Here is a 17,524-nt window from a genome sequence, read left to right as displayed (position 1 = left end):
CTAGCCTTGATCAGGAGAATTGCAAAACCTTTGCCAGCGCCGCGTCGTTGTCTTCGGCGCTGCGCATCATCTTCACCTGCAGTTCGAACTGGCGGGACAGCGACAGGATCGAGGTCATCTCCTCCGCCGCATTGACGTTGCTCGACTCGACGAAGCCGGATACCAGGGACACGTTGGCATCCATGGGCGGCGCCGCCTGGCCCTGCTTCATGTGCAGCAGGCCGTCGAGCCCCTTTTCCATATGCTTGGTGTCGGGGTTGACCAGCTTGATGCGATCGACCTGGGCCAGGGCATTGGCCGCCTGACCGGAGCCGCGAATGGTGATGCTGCCGTCCTGACCGATTTCCACCTTGGAAGCGGGCGGCACGGCGATGGGTCCGCCATTGCCGAGCACCGGCATACCACTGCCGGTCCGCAGCATGCCGAGGGGGTCGATCTGCAGGCTGGAGGTACGCACATAGGCCTCCTTGCCGGAGGGATCCTGGACCGCGACGAAACCCGGCCCCTGGATGGCCACGTCCAGATCACGCCCGGTTTCCTGCAGCGCGCCGGGCGTGAAGTCCGTCGCCGGCCGTTCGCTCATGGAATAGACGCGCGACGGCATGGTCTCGCCGAACACCTGCATCGAGCGCGCCTGCTCGAGATCCTTGCGGAATCCCGAGGTCGAGACGTTGGCCAGGTTGTTGGCATGGGCGCGCTGGGCCATTTCGTTCTGGCTGGCGCCGGTCATGGCGACGTACAGCAGCTTGTCCATCTGATCCTCCGACGGCGGCAGATTGCCGCCAAGCTTGCGTTCGGAGGTTCTTTAGCAAGGCCCGTTCCAGAAAACGAAAAACCTGCTGAATCAAGGGCTTGAAAATAGAAAAGCCTCCCGAAGGAGGCTTTTCCTGACGTCTGAGCGGCAAGCCGTCAGAGAAACGACATCAACGCAGGTTGATGATGGTCTGGGTGATGGCGTTTTCGGTCTCGATCGTCTTGGCGTTCGCCTGGTAGTTGCGCTGCGCCACGATCATGTTGACCAGTTGCGTGGAGATGTCCACGTTGGAGGCCTCCAGCGCACCGGATTGCAGGGCCCCCAGGGTGCCGGCCCGCGGGGTGCCCACCACCGGCTGGCCCGATTCGGAAGATTCGGTCCAGGAGGTCTTGCCCATGGGCGTAAGGCCCTGGACGTTGGCGAAGTTCGCCAGCACGACCTGGCCCTGCACCTTGGACTGACCATTGGTATAGCGCGCGAAGATCTGGCCAGTGTCATCGATCTCGAGGCCCGACAGCTGGCCGGTGGTGTAGCCGTCCTGGTTGACGCTGGTCACGGCAAAGGCGCTGCTGTACTGGGTCGAGCCACGCATGTCCAGGGTGATGCCAGCCGGATTGGCCACGGCGCCGTTGGAGGACCAGGTCGCCGGGGTGCCGCCGTTGGAAATGGCCGGTACCCAGTTGTCCAGCTTGAGCACGCCCTCGAAGGTGTTGGTGGTGGCGTTATTGACCTGCTTGAGATCGGTCGAGGCCACATTGGCACCGTCGAGCGCACCACTGCTGGTGAACGGCAGAGTCACGGTATAGGGGGTGGCGACCTTGGTGGTCGCATCCTCCTTGGTGGGGTCGCCCGGATTGCGGCCGTCGATCAGCACGTTCATGGTCCAGGAGTTGTTCGCGCCCTTGACGAAATACTGCGACAGGACGTGGGCGTTGCCCTGGCTGTCGTAGATGTTCACCGAGGTCGAGGAGTTGTAGCTGGTCGGATCGGACGGATTGAACGGGGTGGTGGTCGGCGTCGTCTGGGTCGAATTCAGATTGACCGTCTGCTTGATCGAGCTGGACGCCTTGGGCGCCTGACTGGCGGTCTCGATGCGCAGGTCGCTGCGCACGCCCGGCTGCAGCAGGCCCTGGTCGTTGGTGGTATAGCCCTGCAGCCTGTAGCCGTTGTTGTCGACAATGAAGCCTTGCTTGTCGGTGCCGAAGTAACCGGCACGGGTGTACTGGATAGCACCATTGTTGCTGGTGACGAAGAAGCCGTTGCCGTTGATGCCCATGTCCAGCGCGTTCTGCGTTGAATCGATGGTGCCCTGGTTGAACAGCTGGCCGACGTTACCCAGCAGCACGCCGCTGCCCTGGGCATTCTTGCCGGTGCCCAATACCGAGGCGGCATAGAGATCCTGGAACTCCGCCCGCGATTGCTTGAAGCCGACGGTGCTGGCGTTGGCGATGTTGTTGCCGGTGATATTGAGGTCACTGGACGCGGCCTTGATGCCGCTCAAACCGATATTGAAAGACATGCTGGATTCCTCTCGTGTGCCGCGCCTTACTGGCCGACCGCCTGGACTTTGGAGATGCCGATGCTGCCGACGCCGGCAAGGTTGAGTGTCATTTCGCCGCCGTTCTGCCCCAGCGTCACGCTGTCGACGTTGGCCGGCAGACTGGTCTTCATGGCCGTGGTGGTGTCGTTCACGTTCGCCTGGGCCTCGAAGCGGTAGGTGCCGGCATCCAGCTTCTTGCCGCTGGCGTCGGTGCCATCCCAGGTGAAGTTCACCAGGCCGCTGGACTGCTGCCCCAGATTCAGCCGATTCACCTGACTGCCCGCGTCGTTGTAGACGTTGACCCAGACGTTCGGACTGGACGCGGTCAGATTGAGCGCACCCTTGAAGTCCGCACTGGTATCCACCTTGACCTTGTCGGTATCGACGATCACCTTGCGGCCCACCAGGGTGGACGCCTGCAGCGCCTGGGAAGACTGACTGCCGGAGAGGATCGAGCTGACGCTGGTGTTGAGGTTGGTGATGCCCTCGACGGTACTGAACTGCGCCAGCTGCGCGATGAATTCGCCGTTGCCCTGGGGCTCCAGCGGATTCTGGTTGTTCATCTGGGCGACCATCAGCTTGAGGAATTCGTCCTTGCCGAGCTGGCTGCTCTTCTTGGTCTCGCTACCGCTGCTGTCACCCGTGGCACTCGTCTTGTTGACGGAGTACTTGTCGAGCACCGATTGAGCGGTGGAATTGGTCGTGCTTATGGCCATGGCGCCGGTTCCTTACTGACCGAGGGTCAGTACCTTCTGCATCATCTGTTTGGCGGTATTCATCATTTCCGCATTGGTCTGGAAGGCGCGACTGGCCGAAATCATGTCGGCCATCTCTTCCACCACGTTCACGTTGGGGTAGTAGACGTAGCCGTCCTTGTCCGCCATCGGGTGGTTGGGCTCATAGCGCTTCTGCACCTCGCTCTGGTCCTCGACGATGCCCTTGACCTCCACCCCGACCCCGGCCTGGCCCTGGTCGTCGAACAGCGAGGCGCCACCCTGGGCGTCGTTGAGCTGGGCGGCGAACACCGGATGCCGCGCCTTGTAGGTCTGGTCGACGCTGGAAGACACGGAATCGGCGTTGGCCATGTTGCTGGCCACGGTATTGAGGCGAACGTTCTGGGCGCTCATCCCGCTGCCGGCGATGTTGAACAGCGAACTCAGGGACATGGCTATTCTCCGCGCAGGGCCGACATCAGCCCCTTGAACTTGCTATTGAGCAGGGTGAAACTGGCCTGGAAATTCATCGCGTTCTCCGCGTAGTTGGCCTGCTCGACCTGCGCATCCACGGTGTTCTGGTCCACCGAGGGCTGAGTGGGGATGCGATATTTCAACGCTGAGTCGCCCATGCCCATGTCGAAGCCTTCGGCAGCGATATGGCGGCTGTTGGTGGTTTCCAGCTGATAGTGGCCGGAAGCCCCCGGCGCGCTCTTGGCCGCCTGCTCCGCCATCACGGCGCTGAAATCCAGATCCCGTGCCTTGTAGCCCGGGGTGTCGGCATTGGCGATGTTGTTGCCCAACACCTCGGCACGCTGCGAACGGAAGTTCAGCGCCTGCTCGTGCAACCCGAGTGCTTTGTCGAAACTGATGCTCATGTCGAGAGACCTTTGACGTGGCTTGCAAGCGATTTAGCAAGGCCCGTGCCAGTCTCCAGCATCCATCTAAATCAAGGGCTTAGCGCAAGGTGGCAGTCAGAACGACGGCAAGCGGCAAGGTTTTTCCGCCGTCCTTGCCGGGCCCCGAGGCCGGGGCGGCAAAACTTTGGCGCAAAAGAAAGGGCAGACCTGGGTCTGCCCTTGGGGTGTCCATCGACCGGCCTACTTGGCCTTGTAGATGATGCCCGGATTGCACTGCACCATCTGATAGAGATCCGGCAGGCCATTGAGGGCCTCGGAGGCGCCCAGGAACAGATAGCCGCCCGGCTTGAGGGTGCCGTGGATGCGCGTGAGGATGTCCTTCTTCACCTCGGCGGAGAAGTAGATCAGCACGTTGCGGCAGAACACCATGTCGAACTTGCCGAGGCTGGCATAGCTGTCCAGCAGATTCAGCGCACGGAATTCGATGCGGCTGCGAATCGCCGGCTTGACCGCCCAGCGCCCCGGCTGCTGCACGTCGAAGTAGCGCTGCAGGCGCTCCGGGGACAGCCCCCGACCGATCGCCAGCGAATCGTATTCGCCGGACTTGGCCGCGGTGAGAATGGCACCGGACAGGTCGGTCGCCACGATCTGCATGCCGCCACGCCCCTGCCCTGCCGCACTGCGCTCGAATTCGTCCATGGTCATGGACAGCGAATAGGGTTCCTGACCCGAGGAGCAGGCCGCCGACCAGACCCGCAGGCGCTGGCCGAAGGTGTTCTTGGTCAACTCCGGCAAGAGGCGGTTCTTGAGCACCTCGAAGGGATAGGTGTCGCGAAACCACAGGGTTTCGTTGGTCGTCATCGCATCGATGACCTTTTCCCGCAACCCGCCACGGGGCTGCATCTGGATGCGCTGCACCAACTCCGACAACGTCTTGATCCCTTCGGTCTCCATCAGCTTGTTGAGCCGACTGGAGACGAGGTACTGCTTGTTGTCACCGAGCAGGATCCCGCTGGATTTCTCGAGGAAATCACGAAAAAGCACAAAATCCGCGTTGACTGCTGACACTGCCGCTCCGCCTTCTGGATACCGGGATAGAGACGCCTTCACCTAGTGACTGTCGACCGCGTTGATGCGCTCGGCTACCCGGGAGGCAAGATCATCGGGGCGGAACTTGGCCAGGAAGTCGTCCGCACCGACCTTCTTGACCATCGCCTGGTTGAAGACGCCGGACAAGGAGGTATGCAGCAGTATATGCACTTTCTGCATCCGCGAATCATGACGGATTTCCGCCGTCAGGGTGTAGCCATCCATTTCCGGCATCTCGATGTCGGAAATAATCATCAGCAATTCCTCTTCCGGGCGCTTGCCTTCGGCCACCATGGCCTGGAGGTAATTCAGGGCCTGGCGGCCGTCGTTGAGGGAGATGACCTCTACCCCGACGGTTTCCAGGCAGCGACTCACCTGCTTGCGGGCCACCGAGGAGTCGTCGACGATCAGGACGCGCTTGGTGACGGCCTTGGCCTGTACCACTTCGCTGATGACGCCGGCCGACACGGTTTCGACGGACGGTGCGACTTCGGACAGGATCTTTTCCACGTCGATGATCTCGACGAGCTGGTTGTCGACCCGGGTGACGGCGGTTAGGTAGTGATCACGACCGGTGCCCTTGGGCGGCGGGTTGATGCCTTCCCAGTTCATGTTGACGATCCGCTCCACCGAGCGCACCAGGAAGCCCTGCACCTTGGTGTTGTACTCGGTGATGATCACGAAGCAGTTGTTGATGTCTTCCAGCCCACGGCGACCGGTGGCCATGGCCAGGTCGATGATGGGAAAGGTGCCGCCGCGAATGCTGGCCACGCCCCGTACCACCGGACTCGATTTCGGCATCACGGTGAGTTTGGGGCACTGCAGCACCTCCTTCACCTTGAAGACGTTGATGCCATAGAGCTGCGAGCCGTCCAGGCGGAACAGCAGCAGTTCCAGACGGTTCTGGCCCACCAGTTGGGTACGTTGGTTGACTGCGTCCAATACACCAGCCATTTGGCGACTCCTCTCGTTGCCACGGACCGGTTGGAAAACTCGGCACAGGGCTTGCTTAGATGTGACTCATGAAGATCGAAGCGACGTGTTTCCGACCTATGAAGACTTCTTGCCGCTGGGCTGCGAATCTTGTGCTGATCCTGACATGCCTGGGCGGAAAGGCCTATGCAGAAGGCGACTACACCTCATCTGACGAACTTATCGGCGCCGTCGAAAGTTTTCTTGAGGAGCGCGTGCAGGAATATTTGCTGGAGACCAATTCCAACGCGCGCCATGAAACCCAGATCAACTCGCTGGATTCCCGCCTGCGACTGGCCGCCTGCGACAAACCCCTGACGCTGTCGCAGCAGGGCAATCCAATGCCGGTGGGTCGGATCAACGTCAAGGTACGCTGCGAGGGCGGCAGTCCCTGGACGGTATTCGTGCCCGCGCAGGTCAAGCTGTATCGCCCAGTGGTGGTCACGCTGCAGCCCCTGTTGCGTGGCGCGGTGCTGGACAGCCAGAACGTGGCGCTGGTGGAGCGTGATGTCGGCACCCTGACCCAGGGCTACCTGACCAGCCTGGAGCAGGTGATAGGCACCCAGCTGAAGCGTCAGGTGGTCAGCGAGCAGGTCCTGGCGCCGTCCTTTATCGAGCAGGCCGAACTCATTCGCAAGGGCGAGCAGGTGGTCATCAATGCCCGCAGCGCCTCCTTCAGCATCCGCATGCAGGGCGAGGCCCTCAGCGCCGGCGCCAAGGACGAGGAGATCCGCGTACGCAACCTCAGCTCCAACCGGGTAATCCACGGTCGGGTCGTCGATCAGGGCCAGGTGGAGGTAGCCCTTTAGCGCAGGAGCCAAAAGAGGTACCTTGAACGTCCGCTTCCTGAACCTCTGCGCGTCATCCTGTCGAAGGATGTAACGGGGCGCACAGGTCTACGGCTAAAGTTTCGGCATTGCTCGCCGATAAGCCGGACATGCGAACGAGACGACACGAGGATCTCCACTCATGGCTCTAGATATCAATCGCCTGAATTCGTCCTCTACTGCGGGCATAGGCAATACCAAGGCGGCGTCCACCAAGGACGTGTCCGCGGCTCAGACCAGCGACGTCAAGGCTACCCAGAGCACCGCCTCCGGCGAGTCGGTCAGCTTGAGCGCTGAAGCCAAGCAACTGAGCTCCCTGACGGCAGGGCTAAAGGATCTGCCGGTGGTCGACAGCGACAAGGTCAGCCGCCTGAAACAGGCCATCGCCGATGGCTCTTACAAGGTCGACAGCCAGAAAGTGGCCGACAAACTGATGGCGTTCGAGTCCTGACGCCCGGTTCGGCACGGCCTTTCTGACGATCGTCTCTAACGTTCGAAAGGAAACCGTGCCATGCCCAATGCCACCTTGCTCGAAATCACCCGCCACGACATCGACCTGAGCGAGCAACTGCTGGCCCTGATCGAGCAGGAATTCCAGGCATTGAGCGAGCGTCAGCTCGATCGGCTGGAAGCCCTGCTGGGCACCAAGCAGATCCTGCTCAAGCAGCTCGACCAGCATGCCCAGCAGCGCACTGCCCTGCTCCAGGCCCACGGTCTGCGCGCGGATCTGCAGGGCTTGCAAGCCCTGGCTGCGCGGCTACCCGATGGGGAAGAACTGCTGGCGCTTTCCAGTCGGCTCGCGCAGCTCATGGAGCAGTGCAAGGCGCACAACGTCCGCAATGGCCAGATCATCCAGGCCAACCGCTTCGTGGTCGGCAAGCTGCTGAACGTGCTGCAGGGCACCTCGGCACCCACGCTGTACAACCGCCGCGGCAGCCAGACCGGTGGCGGTTATCAGCGTCCGCTGAGTTCGGCTTGAGCTCGAAGCTTTTCCCCCAACGCGTTTTTGCTGTACAGATGGCAGCTAGCCAGTATTCTTGCTGACCGCTGTTTACAGGAGTTTCCAGGTGCAAGGTTCTTCCGCTAGCGACAACGCCGCTCAGCCACCCCAGATCTATCGCTCCAAGGGCGAGATCCTGGCCTGCCTGCGGCCGGCGCAACAGCAGCACATTCCGCTGCGGATCACCTTCAATCGTCAGGGGCAGCAATTCCAGAGCTTCGTCGTCGAAATCGACGAAGCCAAGGGACTGATCGCGCTGGACGAGTTCATCCCACGCGAAGCCGAACGCCTGCTCGAACAGGGCCAGGCGTTTCGGGTGGACAGCTTCCACGAAGGCATAAAGGTCACCTGGCAGATCGATCGCCCGGTCGAGTTCAGCGAACTGGACGGCAATCGCTGCTATTGGATCGGCCTGCCCACTGAGCTCACCTATCACCAGCGGCGCAATGCCTATCGGGTCAAGCTGCTGCTGACCCAGCCGGCGACGGCCGAGTTGAGCCAGGGCAATAGCCAGATCCAGCTGCGTGGTCAACTGATCGACCTGTCGGCCACGGGCTGCAAGCTACGCTTTCCCGGCAACGTGACCCACTTGCTGCAACCCGGGCAGCGGGTCCAGAGCTTTACCGCCGAGTTGCCCATAGGCGCCATCAATACGCCGGTGACCATCCGCCACGTCGCCTGTCCGGACCGCCTGGAATACAGCGACGTGGGCGTCTGCTTCGACAACCTCAGTGGCGCAGCCCAGCGCCAGGTCGAGCGCTTCATCTACCAGCTGCAGCGAGAAAATCGCCGGTTCGAGTGACCGATCGGGCGCCCACGGCTGCTGGGCGCCCTCCTCCAACTATCAGGTCGCCTTGGATTCAGGCGGATTCTGGGGAAACTCGATCTCTTCCTGCAGAGGTGCCCCCTCCTCGGCGGGTTCCTCCTCCACGACCGGTTCAGTATGCATCTGGTCGTGTACCACCTGGCTATCGACCCGTGGATCCAGCGCGGCCGCCAGCGGCGAACTGGTCGACCCTTCGGGCATCTGCACATGGCTCAGCGGCGCCTCGTCGACCAGGTGCTTGCCGGTGACTGCATCCGGCCGGATGCGCCAGATCAGGATAGCCCCGCAGAGGACGACGAAGGCATAGAGCATATTGGGTCCGACCAGATTCATCAGCGCCCCCACCACCAGCGGACCGATACAGGCACCGATGCCAAAGGTCACCAGCAGCATGGCACTCAAGGAGACCCGGCGCTCCCCTTCGATATGGTCATTGGACAGCGCCACCGCCAGCGGATACAGCACGAACTGCAGCAGGCTGGCGATGAGGCCGAGGGGTAGCAGCACCACTGGCGGCACATGGGGCAGCACGGCCAACGGCAGGGCGGCGAGAGTCAGGGCGATGGCGACCACGCGGATCAGCCAGCTGCGATCGTGCCGATCCGAAAGCCAGCCGATCGGCCACTGGGCGATCAGACCGGCGAAGATGCAGCAGGCCATGAACAGGCCGATGCGCTCGGTGGGCAGGCCCTGGGCGCTGGCATAGAGCGGCGCCAGGCCATAGAAGGAGCCGATCACCAGTCCGGCGACCAGGGTCGTCGTCAACGACTGCGGAATCCGCTGGATGAAGAACGTGGGCTCGAGCGGCGCCGGCTTGAGCGGCGCCGGGTGGATCTTGCCGGTGACCGCGACTGGCACCAGGCACAGGGCATAGCAGATGGCGACCAGCATCAGCTTGTCGACGCCGAGATCGGGCGAGAGCACCAGCACCACCTGCCCCAGCGCCAGGCCAAGGTAGGAGGCGGTCATGTAGCCGGAAAAGACCTTGCCCCGCTCGCCAGGCCCAGCCTGCTCGTTGAGCCAGCTTTCCAGCACCATGTACTGGCACATCATGCCCATGCCGATCAGTACCCTGAGCGCCAGCCACACCGGCAACCAGGGCAGCAGGCCGATGCCCAGCACCGCGGCGCCGACCACCCCGGCGCAGGTCACATAGGCGCGGATATGGCCAACCTTGGCGATCAGCCGATGCCCCAGCTTGCCGCCTATCACCAGTCCCGCGTAATAGGCGGCGGTCAGAGCGCCGACCCAGAGTCCCTGCACCTGATCGGCGGCCAGTCGCAGGCCTAGATAGGTACTCAGCAGACCGGTCCCGATCAACATCAACAGCGTCGCGAAATAGAGCCCGCGAAACGCCGACAGCACACGCACCATTGCCTACTCCATCGTCTCTTGCGCATCAGGCGAGCGCGACGGGATCAGCTTCGTCGTTGCGCTGCCAACTGGGCATCCTCGCCCAGGCGTGGGTTGTAGTGGCCTGCACAGGCCTTCATCAGTACCTGCAACACCGACAGATTACCTCTGACGCTGCTGATCTTGGTGGGTACCTCGCCCTTCGGATAGCGCCGCACGGTGGGGAGTTCCACGCAGCGATAGCCCAATTTCGGTACCCGGTAGGACAGATAGGCCAGCAACTCGTAGGTGGTGAACTCGTCGCGGAACGGTGCCACGCGCGGATCCAGCAGCATGGCCCGGCTGTAGGCGCGGAAACCCTGGGTGGTGTCGGTCCAGTGGAAACCCGAGGCCAGGCTCAGCATGGGGGCATGGATGAAGCGAATGGCGAAGTCGCGGGACTTGGGGGTGTTCTCCGCCACGCCGCCAGCCAGAAAGCGCGAGGCCTGGACGAAATCGTAACCCTGCTCGATGGCTTCAATGAAGCGCGGAATGGCGTCCGGGTCGTCCTTGTCGTTGCCGTCGATGGTCACGATGCCGGTGTAACCCTCGTCGAGGACGAAGGCATAGGCGCAGCGCAGCTGGGCGCTCAGCTTGCCCGGCGCGGTCTTGACCAGCAGCCCGCGGACGCCCAGTTCCTGCAGCCGTTGCGGCTCCAGCGAGCCATCGGTGCTGCCGCCGTCGACGATGATGACATCGGCGATGTCGGCGATCCTGACCGCCGCCATGCGCCGCAGGAGATTGAGAATGCGCTCGCCTTCGTTGATGACCGGAATCACCACGCAGTGCGGGCGGCTACGGCCGTTCCAGAAGGTCGTCGAATAGCTGGGCACCTGCCAGAGGGCGCGCTCGGTGGCGGGAATTGCAGTAGTCATAGGTCCTCCAGGTTCAACCGACACGGGCCGTGATGAGGGCGACGCCGGCAATGATCAGGACGATGCCTGCCGCCGTGGTCCAGGGAAAGGCTTCGCGAAAGATCACCACCGACAGCAACGCGACGCTGGCGATGGCGCCGGCCGTCAGCACCGGATGCGCCACGTTCAGCGGCAGCTTGGCGAGGGCGGCGGCATACAGCAGAAAGGCCAGGCCATACATGAACAGCCCGAGCCAGAACGGCCAGTTGGCCAGCGCAGCCATGGGATCGCTCAGGCTGGGAAAACGCCGCGGCGGCAGCATGGCCAGTTTCACCAGCACGCTCGCCGAGGCGTTGGACGCGATGCCCAGGATCAGGATCAGCCACTTCATGCGGCAGCCTCCGGCAGGTCTCGATAGGCCTTGACCGCGACCTGGACGCCACGCTCCAGCGCGGCCAGGTTGGAGCCCTGCTTGGCCGGCAGCATCTCGATGCTGACGACCTGCTCCGGCAAGCGGCGGGTCAGGGCGAAGGCGATGCCATCGTGGTTGGTACCGCCCTCCCCCAGGGTCACCAGGTCCGGCTCGCTGGCATGGACGTGACCGATCAGCTCCGCATGCTCTTCGAGCACGCGAGCGGCATCTTCCTCGTTGATGGTCAGGGCGCCGGTATCGAGTTGCATGCGGATCGCCGGATGCTCGACCGCCCGCACCACGGCGGCGGTGGAATCGCTGTCGATCATGAAGTTAGCGCCATAGCGGGGCGGATTCGGCTCCAGACAGATCTGCACGCCATGGGTAGCGGCCACATCGCCCAGACGGCGGAAGAAATCCCGTGCCTGTGCCAGGGTCTGGTCGTCACTCAAGCCCGAGCGATCGCGATTGCGCGGCGAGCCGAACACCAGGCGCGTCGCGCCCAGTCCCTCGGCGACCCGGCAGACGCCCTCCAGCTGCGCCAGCAGCGCGCGCTGGATATCGTCGGCGCCAAAGACATTGAGTCCGGTGGTGCCGAACAGCAGGGCCTGCATGCCGGTGATCTCGATGCCACGGGCCTGCCACTGCTGACGCACTGCCTGGATGTCCTGGGCGGTGGCCGTCTTGGGATCGGCGAAGTACTTGCCGGGCGCGATGTCGATGGCATCGACCCGGTATTGCTGCAGGATCTCGGCGACCATGGCGTCATCGGTCGGGTCCCAGGCGATATTGGAGATGGCGATGCGCATCACTGACCCTCCGCCTTGATGACCGGGGGTTCCGACTGGGCGTAGGCGCGGACCGCGAGCAGGGTGTCGCGGGCGCTGTACTGGTAGCCGTCACGCCCGCCGAAGACCTCGGCATGCACGCTGCGAAAATCGTAGCGCGCCGGCGTACCCTCCAGGGTGTTGCCGAAGTCGCGTCCGAAGCCCTGGCGGGCGATGTCCGCCACGCTGATGGGCTCGGCGGTCAGGTGCACCAGGTCCAGCCCGGCGGCCTGGGCGGTCTGGATGTCATAGCCGAGATTGACCATCGGATAGAACTGGAAGACGCCGCGACTTTCCACCGCGTGCAGGTTGTTGTCGTTGAGCAGGTCGTAGATCACGTTCTTGCGCAGGCCCGGCCCGACCAGGCCTGGCAGGCGGACGATCAGGGCATTGGCGAAATGCTCCCGGACGAACTGCTCCAGTCGATAGCGATTGGCGCCGTAGGCGTGCAGGCCCTCTTCGTCCACCGCGGTGGTCTCATCCACCCCGAGCGGCTGCTTGAAGACGTCCACGGTGCTGATCAGCACGAAGGAATCGCACTGGATCCGCGACAGATGACCGATCAGGCCATCGATCTTCTGGCGATCGGCCTCGGGATCGCGATTGGCGATCCACTTCTGGGCGGGGGCGCCGGCGCAGATGACCTGGCCATAGGGCTGGTCGCCGATCTGGTCGATATTGGTGGAGCGAAACAGCGCGCCGAAGGCCTTCTGCTTGAGCAGCGTCGACCCCACGAAGCCGCTGTACCCTATCAATGCGTCGGTCTTCATGTTGCTCACCCCTTGGTCTTGAATCTCAGGCAATAGTCCGGTTGGCACTCCTCGACGGGATAACGCTCGTCCAGGTAGGCCTTGAGTCGTGGAAACTTGTCGTGCATGGAAATGTTGTTCAGGTTGAATGACCAGAAGGTCGTCGAATACACCACCGCCGGCGGATCGGCATGCTGCAGATCGCTGAGCAGATCGGCCTCGTAGGGCGGCGTGGCATAGACCGGATAGATGTACTTGGTACAGGCCGGCAGATCGGTCACCCCGTTGATGACCCCGTTGTTGGCCAGGTCGAACACACAATGGGCGCCGCTCTCCAGCAGGCGCTGCGAGGCCCATTGCACTCCGGGCGTTGCCAGGGCGGCGTCATCCGGCAAGGCGGTCAGCGCCGGTACCCAGGCGAGTCCCTGAGCCCACACCCGCTCCACCGGCGACTTGTAGAGGTTGAAGGCGGCGAGCAGCACCAGTAGCCCTGCCAGGGCCGGCACCAGCAGGCGTCGGCTAAAGGCCAGCAGCGCACCCACCAGCAGCACCGCGAAGAACGGCGAGGGATTAAGTCCGACCAGCCCCAGCAGCACGGCGGCGGCAATTGCCGCAGCAGCCGCGCGCGGATGGGCCGAGATATCCCAGCCGCCGTTGCGCGCGAGGCGTTGCCGCCGGGCGGCATAGAGCAGACTCAGCAGGGGGATCCAGAAACCCATCTGGATGTGCTGAAAGTCCGCGCGATTGACTCCGATCTTGAAGAAGATCGCGAGCAGCACGGCCAGGGCACCGATCAGTGGCAGGTCCTCGCTCCAGCGCCATGGCCAGGGCAGACAACGGATCAGGGCGAAACCTGCCAGGGCCGTGGGCACCGCCAGCAGCAAGCTCAGCGCCAGCGGCCGGGCACTCAGCCCGTAGCCCCACTGGGACGAGGTCTCCAGGAGGAAGGTCAGGTTCTTGACGTAATCGGTCAGGGCGAAGAAATCGGTACCAAAGCCAAGCCAGCCGACAGTCGCCACGAAGCTCAGCAGAGACAGGACATGCCGCCGCTGCAGGAGCAGCGTGAGCAGTACCGCCGAGCCGATGGCCAGCACCCCGGCGATGCCGCGGTCATAGGACCAGAACAGGTTGAAGCCGGCCGCCAGGCCCAGCAGCACCTCGCACAGCAGTCGCCGCGGCGTGGTCTCCACCTTGCGATGCAGGCAGAAGAGGAACAGCGACAGCAGCAGGAAGAGATCGCGATAGCCCACCACCTGGGTCGCCACGGCGCCCACGGCGACCAGCAGGATCAGGCGCGCGCGGCCCTTGGGCACCGGGCACAGCAACACGGCCGTTCCCCAGAGCAGCAGTGCCGCACCGGTGTTGCACAGCCCATAGAGGATCTGGGTCACCAGGAAGGTGTGCTGGGCGCCGAACCAGGTCTCCGCCAGCCATACCGGGATGAAATCCAGGCCACCATGGATGGTGAAGGCATGGGCGCCCGGCTGACTGTGCAGAAGCGTCGGCAATGTGGCGAAATACTCCCCCTGGTGGAAGGGATCGAGGATGACGCCCTTGCCGAACAGAAAGAAATTGATGATGGAAAAGACCAGAACGCTGATGAAGCCGGCGACGCCGGACACCCCCCTGGGTGTCGCTTCAGTGGAAGGGTTCGGCATCGAGGCGCTCCAGGGCATCGAAAATGTTGTCGATCTTGCCACCCAGCATCGAATAGCAGCCGGGCAGTTGGGGATGTTGTTCGAAGAGGATGGGACGGCCGTCGTCGCCTTCGTTCTTCATCAGAATGGTCTTCACCTCGAACAGCGAATCCCGGTACTCCACCCGCGCCGCTGCCGACATGTAGCGGGCCACGTCGCGCACCATCCAGTCCGCCCGCGAGGCGCGGTCATAGCCGTCCAGCAGCGCATAGGGATCGGTGCCATTGGCGTCTTCCCAGTTCAGGTGCGGGGTGTAGCGCACATGGGAAAGGGTGTGCAGACCCCGGGCCGGGAACGGCATCATGGAAAAGAACGGACCGTCCATGACCGTCACCCCGAGGTTGCGCAGTTCCGGAGGCATCTCCACCAGCGCCATCTCGGTGATTTCGTGACGCAGCCGGGTGGCGGTCCCGGGGAAATCGCCACCGTACTGGTTGAGGCCGCTGTAGGTGCAGTTGAAGAGATAGCGGCACTGCATCTCCTCCTGGCCGCCGGCTTCGTCCACCACGTCGACCCCCAGGCCGCCACTTTCGCCGCGGATCGCCGTCACGCGACTCTTGAAGCGCAACTCGACGCCGACGGCATCCAGTTCGCGACTCACTTCAGCGGCGAGTACGGCGGAGTTGAAGGCATATTCCTCGGTGAGATAAACCGCCTCGATCAGTCGATCGTCGAACAATCGACTTAATTCCTCGGACGCCGGTTGCAGCGACGCCTCGATCCCCTGACAGAAGCGTTCGAACTGTTTGGCCGTGACCTTGGAGTTGTTGCGGGCAATGGCATACAACTTGGTGAAGTCGCGCACCACCACATCCGGATAATCGCGCAAGAAGCGCGGCAAGTTGACTCGACTGCGAAAGGCCGTGACGAAACTGCGGGGATAGTGATAACCGTTATGGACGCGTGCCTGATTGTGATAAGAGGCGCGCTTCAACAGCCCGTCTTCCCGCTCGACCAGAGTGACTTTCGCAAAGCCTCTCACGCGCATGAGATACAGGGCCGTCATGGCCCCGTAAAACCCGCCACCTATGACGATCGCATCTCTCATGATCGTCAGGCCATGCCGGATTGAGTGGCCGGCCTTGCGGCATTGCCGCCCTGCACTACTTCGACATTGAGCTTGTCACGGCGCGTCATGACCGCACTCGTGAACTCCTGGGCGACATGATAGAGCGGCCCTTCGTTGACTCTGTGGGTCAACTGCAGGACATATTCGCCGAGCACCAGCAGGACCAGCGAAATGAGAAAGAACATGCCGGACTGCTGTAATGAAATCGTCACCCAACCTGGCGCGACGTCATCCTTGAACAGGCCGATGGCGATGACGTAGATCGAATAGAGCAGATTGGACAGGGCCCCGACGATGGACAGGAAACTGACCATGCGCATGGGCTTGCGGGTGGAGGACACCAGCAGCCGGGCACCGCGATCGAAGCTGCCGGACAACCGCTTGGGCTTGGTGCTGCGCGGCGGCATGCTGTATTCGAGATTGATCCGCGAGAAGCCCGCCGTCGCCGGCAGATGGCGATAGGTCAGCGCCGGCGCGGGGTGGCGCAGGATGTAATTGATGACCTTCTTGCTGAGCATCCGGTACTGAGGCGCATCCTTGGCCAGATCGACGCCGTTGAACTGCTTGTAGAGACTGTTGAAGCCCTTGGAGCAAAGACTGTAGGACAGGGTCTGCCGAACTTTCTGCTGATTGTTGGCGAACACCACGTCGATGCCACCCGCAGCCTGTTGCAACATGTCGGGCAAGAAGGCGATGTCATCGGTTTCCGGATCTATGACGACCGCGAAGTCTCCCAGCGCATTCTCCAGTCCCACCCAGGCGGCGGTATCGGAGTCCACTTCCTTGGTCAGGGCATATACCTGCAGATTGGGCAGGCCATTGATGCTGGTGAGTTGCTTCAATCGAGCTACGCTGTCATCAGAAGAGGCGTTGTCGACAATGATAAGTTCGTAGTCACTTACCAAGGGACCGATAACAGTTGCCGCGCGCTCCAGGACGCTCTGCAACTCGGTAGCCTGATTACGCACAACGAACACGACTGAAAGTAGGACGGGATAAAAGGCCATGACGCGAACCTCCAGAGGCGCTCCAGATACAAGCAATGCAGACGGTTAGCCAACGGAGAGTACAGATAAATTCGGCAGGTTTTTGTCTGCTGCTCTATGCTGTGATCACAGCCACAAATCGCCACTGGAAGAGCTTGGAAGTCGGACAAGGTCGCCGTTTTTGCCCTATCCTCCAAACTGCTGTAACGGTTCGGCAAGGGCAGTTGAAGGCGTCGGATCGCGAGGAGAGGTTCTGGAAAGGAATCTGGTGTCCCAGAGTGGGGTCGAACCACCAACCTTCCCCTTAGGAGGGGGATGCTCTATCCAATTGAGCTACTGGGACAGGAAAGGGCGCTCATGGTAACGAGCAGCGGAAGGTTTGTCATGTTCCGGTTCAGGCAGCGCGACACTGCGCGCGGGGCGGCACAGGCAGGAAGTTCTTCGGCAGCTTTGCAATTTGTTCTGTACGTCGGTAAATTGACGTCAATAAAAACAGATACCTAGGGACAGGTGGTTACAGAGTCCAAGGTGCCGTGAGTGCTAGCGGAACGAGACGAGGGCTTATGCCTTCACTGATTTTTGACTCCAGATGAAGTACCTCAATGACCCAGGCCATTAGATCCTACTCAAGCCGTACCGCTGACAAATTCGTCGTGCGTCTGCCCGAGGGCATGCGAGAGCGCATCGCGGATGTGGCCCGCAACCATCATCGCAGCATGAACTCCGAAATCATCGCGCGTCTCGAGCAGAGCTTGCAGCAAGAGGGCGCCCTTGGGGACGAACCCGGGCTTCGCCTGGACAGTCCGGAGATCACCGCCAGCGAGCGGGAGTTGCTGCAGCGCTTTCGGCAATTGTCGGGTCGCCAGCAGAACGCCCTGATCTCGCTGATCGCCCACGACATCGACGCCGCATCCTGACGGCGTCCGGGCTGCCCTGCGCCTGGGCAGCCCGCTGCAC

At 62.4% G+C, this 17,524-nt stretch carries 20 protein-coding genes and 1 tRNA gene; 5 read left to right on the top strand and 16 right to left on the bottom strand.

The genetic code is table 11. The annotated features are described in order from the left end of the window. Window positions 1-10 precede the first annotated feature (10 nt). From PSEK12I1_RS0111825 to PSEK12I1_RS0111795, 7 genes are all read right to left on the bottom strand, one after another. Complete coding sequence (locus PSEK12I1_RS0111825; protein WP_027601644.1) at window positions 11-754, bottom strand: flagellar basal body rod protein FlgF; 744 nt, start codon at window positions 752-754, stop codon at window positions 11-13. Window positions 755-923: 169 nt separating this feature from the next. Beyond that, a complete protein-coding gene (gene flgE, locus PSEK12I1_RS0111820) occupies window positions 924-2,273 on the bottom strand; it encodes a flagellar hook protein FlgE (protein WP_027601643.1) in 1,350 nt (449 codons plus the stop codon). 26 nt (window positions 2,274-2,299) lie between these two features. Next, window positions 2,300-3,010 (bottom strand): flagellar hook assembly protein FlgD, encoded by a 711-nt coding sequence (locus tag PSEK12I1_RS0111815; protein ID WP_027601642.1) that lies wholly within the window; start codon window positions 3,008-3,010, stop codon window positions 2,300-2,302. A gap of 12 nt (window positions 3,011-3,022) precedes the next feature. Continuing rightward, complete coding sequence (flgC, locus tag PSEK12I1_RS0111810; protein ID WP_027601641.1) at window positions 3,023-3,460, bottom strand: flagellar basal body rod protein FlgC; 438 nt, start codon at window positions 3,458-3,460, stop codon at window positions 3,023-3,025. 2 nt (window positions 3,461-3,462) lie between these two features. After that, on the bottom strand, window positions 3,463-3,885 hold the full coding sequence (gene flgB / locus PSEK12I1_RS0111805; RefSeq protein WP_017642008.1) for a flagellar basal body rod protein FlgB: 423 nt from the start codon (window positions 3,883-3,885) through the stop codon (window positions 3,463-3,465). Between the two features lie 222 nt (window positions 3,886-4,107). Further along, window positions 4,108-4,935, bottom strand: coding sequence for a protein-glutamate O-methyltransferase CheR (gene cheR / locus PSEK12I1_RS0111800; protein WP_027601640.1), 828 nt, complete (start codon window positions 4,933-4,935; stop codon window positions 4,108-4,110). A gap of 42 nt (window positions 4,936-4,977) precedes the next feature. Further along, window positions 4,978-5,910 (bottom strand): chemotaxis protein CheV, encoded by a 933-nt coding sequence (locus tag PSEK12I1_RS0111795; RefSeq protein WP_007160449.1) that lies wholly within the window; start codon window positions 5,908-5,910, stop codon window positions 4,978-4,980. 98 nt (window positions 5,911-6,008) lie between these two features. Between PSEK12I1_RS0111795 and flgA the strand changes: the two genes are divergently transcribed. The 4 genes from flgA to PSEK12I1_RS0111775 all read left to right on the top strand — a co-directional run bounded on the left by flgA (window position 6,009) and on the right by PSEK12I1_RS0111775 (window position 8,557). Beyond that, window positions 6,009-6,737: a flagellar basal body P-ring formation chaperone FlgA gene (gene flgA / locus PSEK12I1_RS0111790; protein ID WP_081737478.1), complete on the top strand. Its 729-nt coding sequence runs from the start codon at window positions 6,009-6,011 to the stop codon at window positions 6,735-6,737. A 160-nt stretch (window positions 6,738-6,897) separates the two neighbouring features. After that, window positions 6,898-7,206, top strand: coding sequence for a flagellar biosynthesis anti-sigma factor FlgM (gene flgM / locus PSEK12I1_RS0111785; protein WP_027598038.1), 309 nt, complete (start codon window positions 6,898-6,900; stop codon window positions 7,204-7,206). 60 nt (window positions 7,207-7,266) lie between these two features. Beyond that, window positions 7,267-7,734, top strand: a complete 468-nt coding sequence (locus tag PSEK12I1_RS0111780; RefSeq protein WP_027601638.1) for a flagella synthesis protein FlgN — start codon at window positions 7,267-7,269, stop codon at window positions 7,732-7,734. Between the two features lie 88 nt (window positions 7,735-7,822). Beyond that, complete coding sequence (locus PSEK12I1_RS0111775; RefSeq protein ID WP_027601637.1) at window positions 7,823-8,557, top strand: flagellar brake protein; 735 nt, start codon at window positions 7,823-7,825, stop codon at window positions 8,555-8,557. 42 nt (window positions 8,558-8,599) lie between these two features. On the opposite strand, the gene PSEK12I1_RS0111770 is transcribed toward PSEK12I1_RS0111775, so the two are convergent. The 9 genes from PSEK12I1_RS0111770 to PSEK12I1_RS0111730 all read right to left on the bottom strand — a co-directional run bounded on the left by PSEK12I1_RS0111770 (window position 8,600) and on the right by PSEK12I1_RS0111730 (window position 16,910). Beyond that, window positions 8,600-9,955, bottom strand: coding sequence for an MFS transporter (locus PSEK12I1_RS0111770; RefSeq protein WP_027601636.1), 1,356 nt, complete (start codon window positions 9,953-9,955; stop codon window positions 8,600-8,602). A gap of 44 nt (window positions 9,956-9,999) precedes the next feature. Then, window positions 10,000-10,848: a glycosyltransferase family 2 protein gene (locus tag PSEK12I1_RS0111765; RefSeq protein ID WP_027598042.1), complete on the bottom strand. Its 849-nt coding sequence runs from the start codon at window positions 10,846-10,848 to the stop codon at window positions 10,000-10,002. A gap of 13 nt (window positions 10,849-10,861) precedes the next feature. Further along, window positions 10,862-11,218: an SMR family transporter gene (locus PSEK12I1_RS0111760; RefSeq protein ID WP_027598043.1), complete on the bottom strand. Its 357-nt coding sequence runs from the start codon at window positions 11,216-11,218 to the stop codon at window positions 10,862-10,864. After that, on the bottom strand, window positions 11,215-12,048 hold the full coding sequence (locus PSEK12I1_RS0111755; protein ID WP_027601635.1) for a sugar phosphate isomerase/epimerase: 834 nt from the start codon (window positions 12,046-12,048) through the stop codon (window positions 11,215-11,217). Before PSEK12I1_RS0111755 ends, PSEK12I1_RS0111760 begins: the two co-directional genes overlap by 4 nt. Continuing rightward, a complete protein-coding gene (locus PSEK12I1_RS0111750) occupies window positions 12,048-12,836 on the bottom strand; it encodes an NAD(P)-dependent oxidoreductase (protein ID WP_037007070.1) in 789 nt (262 codons plus the stop codon). Before PSEK12I1_RS0111750 ends, PSEK12I1_RS0111755 begins: the two co-directional genes overlap by 1 nt. Before the next feature lie 5 nt (window positions 12,837-12,841). Next, complete coding sequence (locus tag PSEK12I1_RS0111745; protein WP_231500995.1) at window positions 12,842-14,473, bottom strand: hypothetical protein; 1,632 nt, start codon at window positions 14,471-14,473, stop codon at window positions 12,842-12,844. After that, the gene (locus PSEK12I1_RS0111740) at window positions 14,454-15,518 is read right to left on the bottom strand and encodes an FAD-dependent oxidoreductase (protein ID WP_037006948.1); all 1,065 of its coding nucleotides are present in this window, start codon (window positions 15,516-15,518) and stop codon (window positions 14,454-14,456) included. Before PSEK12I1_RS0111740 ends, PSEK12I1_RS0111745 begins: the two co-directional genes overlap by 20 nt. 47 nt (window positions 15,519-15,565) lie before the next feature. Continuing rightward, window positions 15,566-16,588: a glycosyltransferase gene (locus tag PSEK12I1_RS0111735; RefSeq protein WP_027598048.1), complete on the bottom strand. Its 1,023-nt coding sequence runs from the start codon at window positions 16,586-16,588 to the stop codon at window positions 15,566-15,568. Window positions 16,589-16,833: 245 nt separating this feature from the next. Continuing rightward, window positions 16,834-16,910, bottom strand: a tRNA-Arg gene (locus tag PSEK12I1_RS0111730). Between the two features lie 259 nt (window positions 16,911-17,169). Here PSEK12I1_RS0111730 and PSEK12I1_RS0111725 point away from each other — a divergent pair. Beyond that, window positions 17,170-17,484 (top strand): Arc family DNA-binding protein, encoded by a 315-nt coding sequence (locus PSEK12I1_RS0111725; RefSeq protein ID WP_007160462.1) that lies wholly within the window; start codon window positions 17,170-17,172, stop codon window positions 17,482-17,484. Window positions 17,485-17,524: the final 40 nt, after the last annotated feature.

The organism is Pseudomonas sp. MOIL14HWK12:I1 (assembly GCF_000510705.1).
Taxonomy (GTDB): Bacteria; Pseudomonadota; Gammaproteobacteria; order Pseudomonadales; family Pseudomonadaceae; genus Chryseomonas; species Chryseomonas oryzihabitans.
This window is presented reverse-complemented; position numbering and strand designations above follow the sequence as displayed.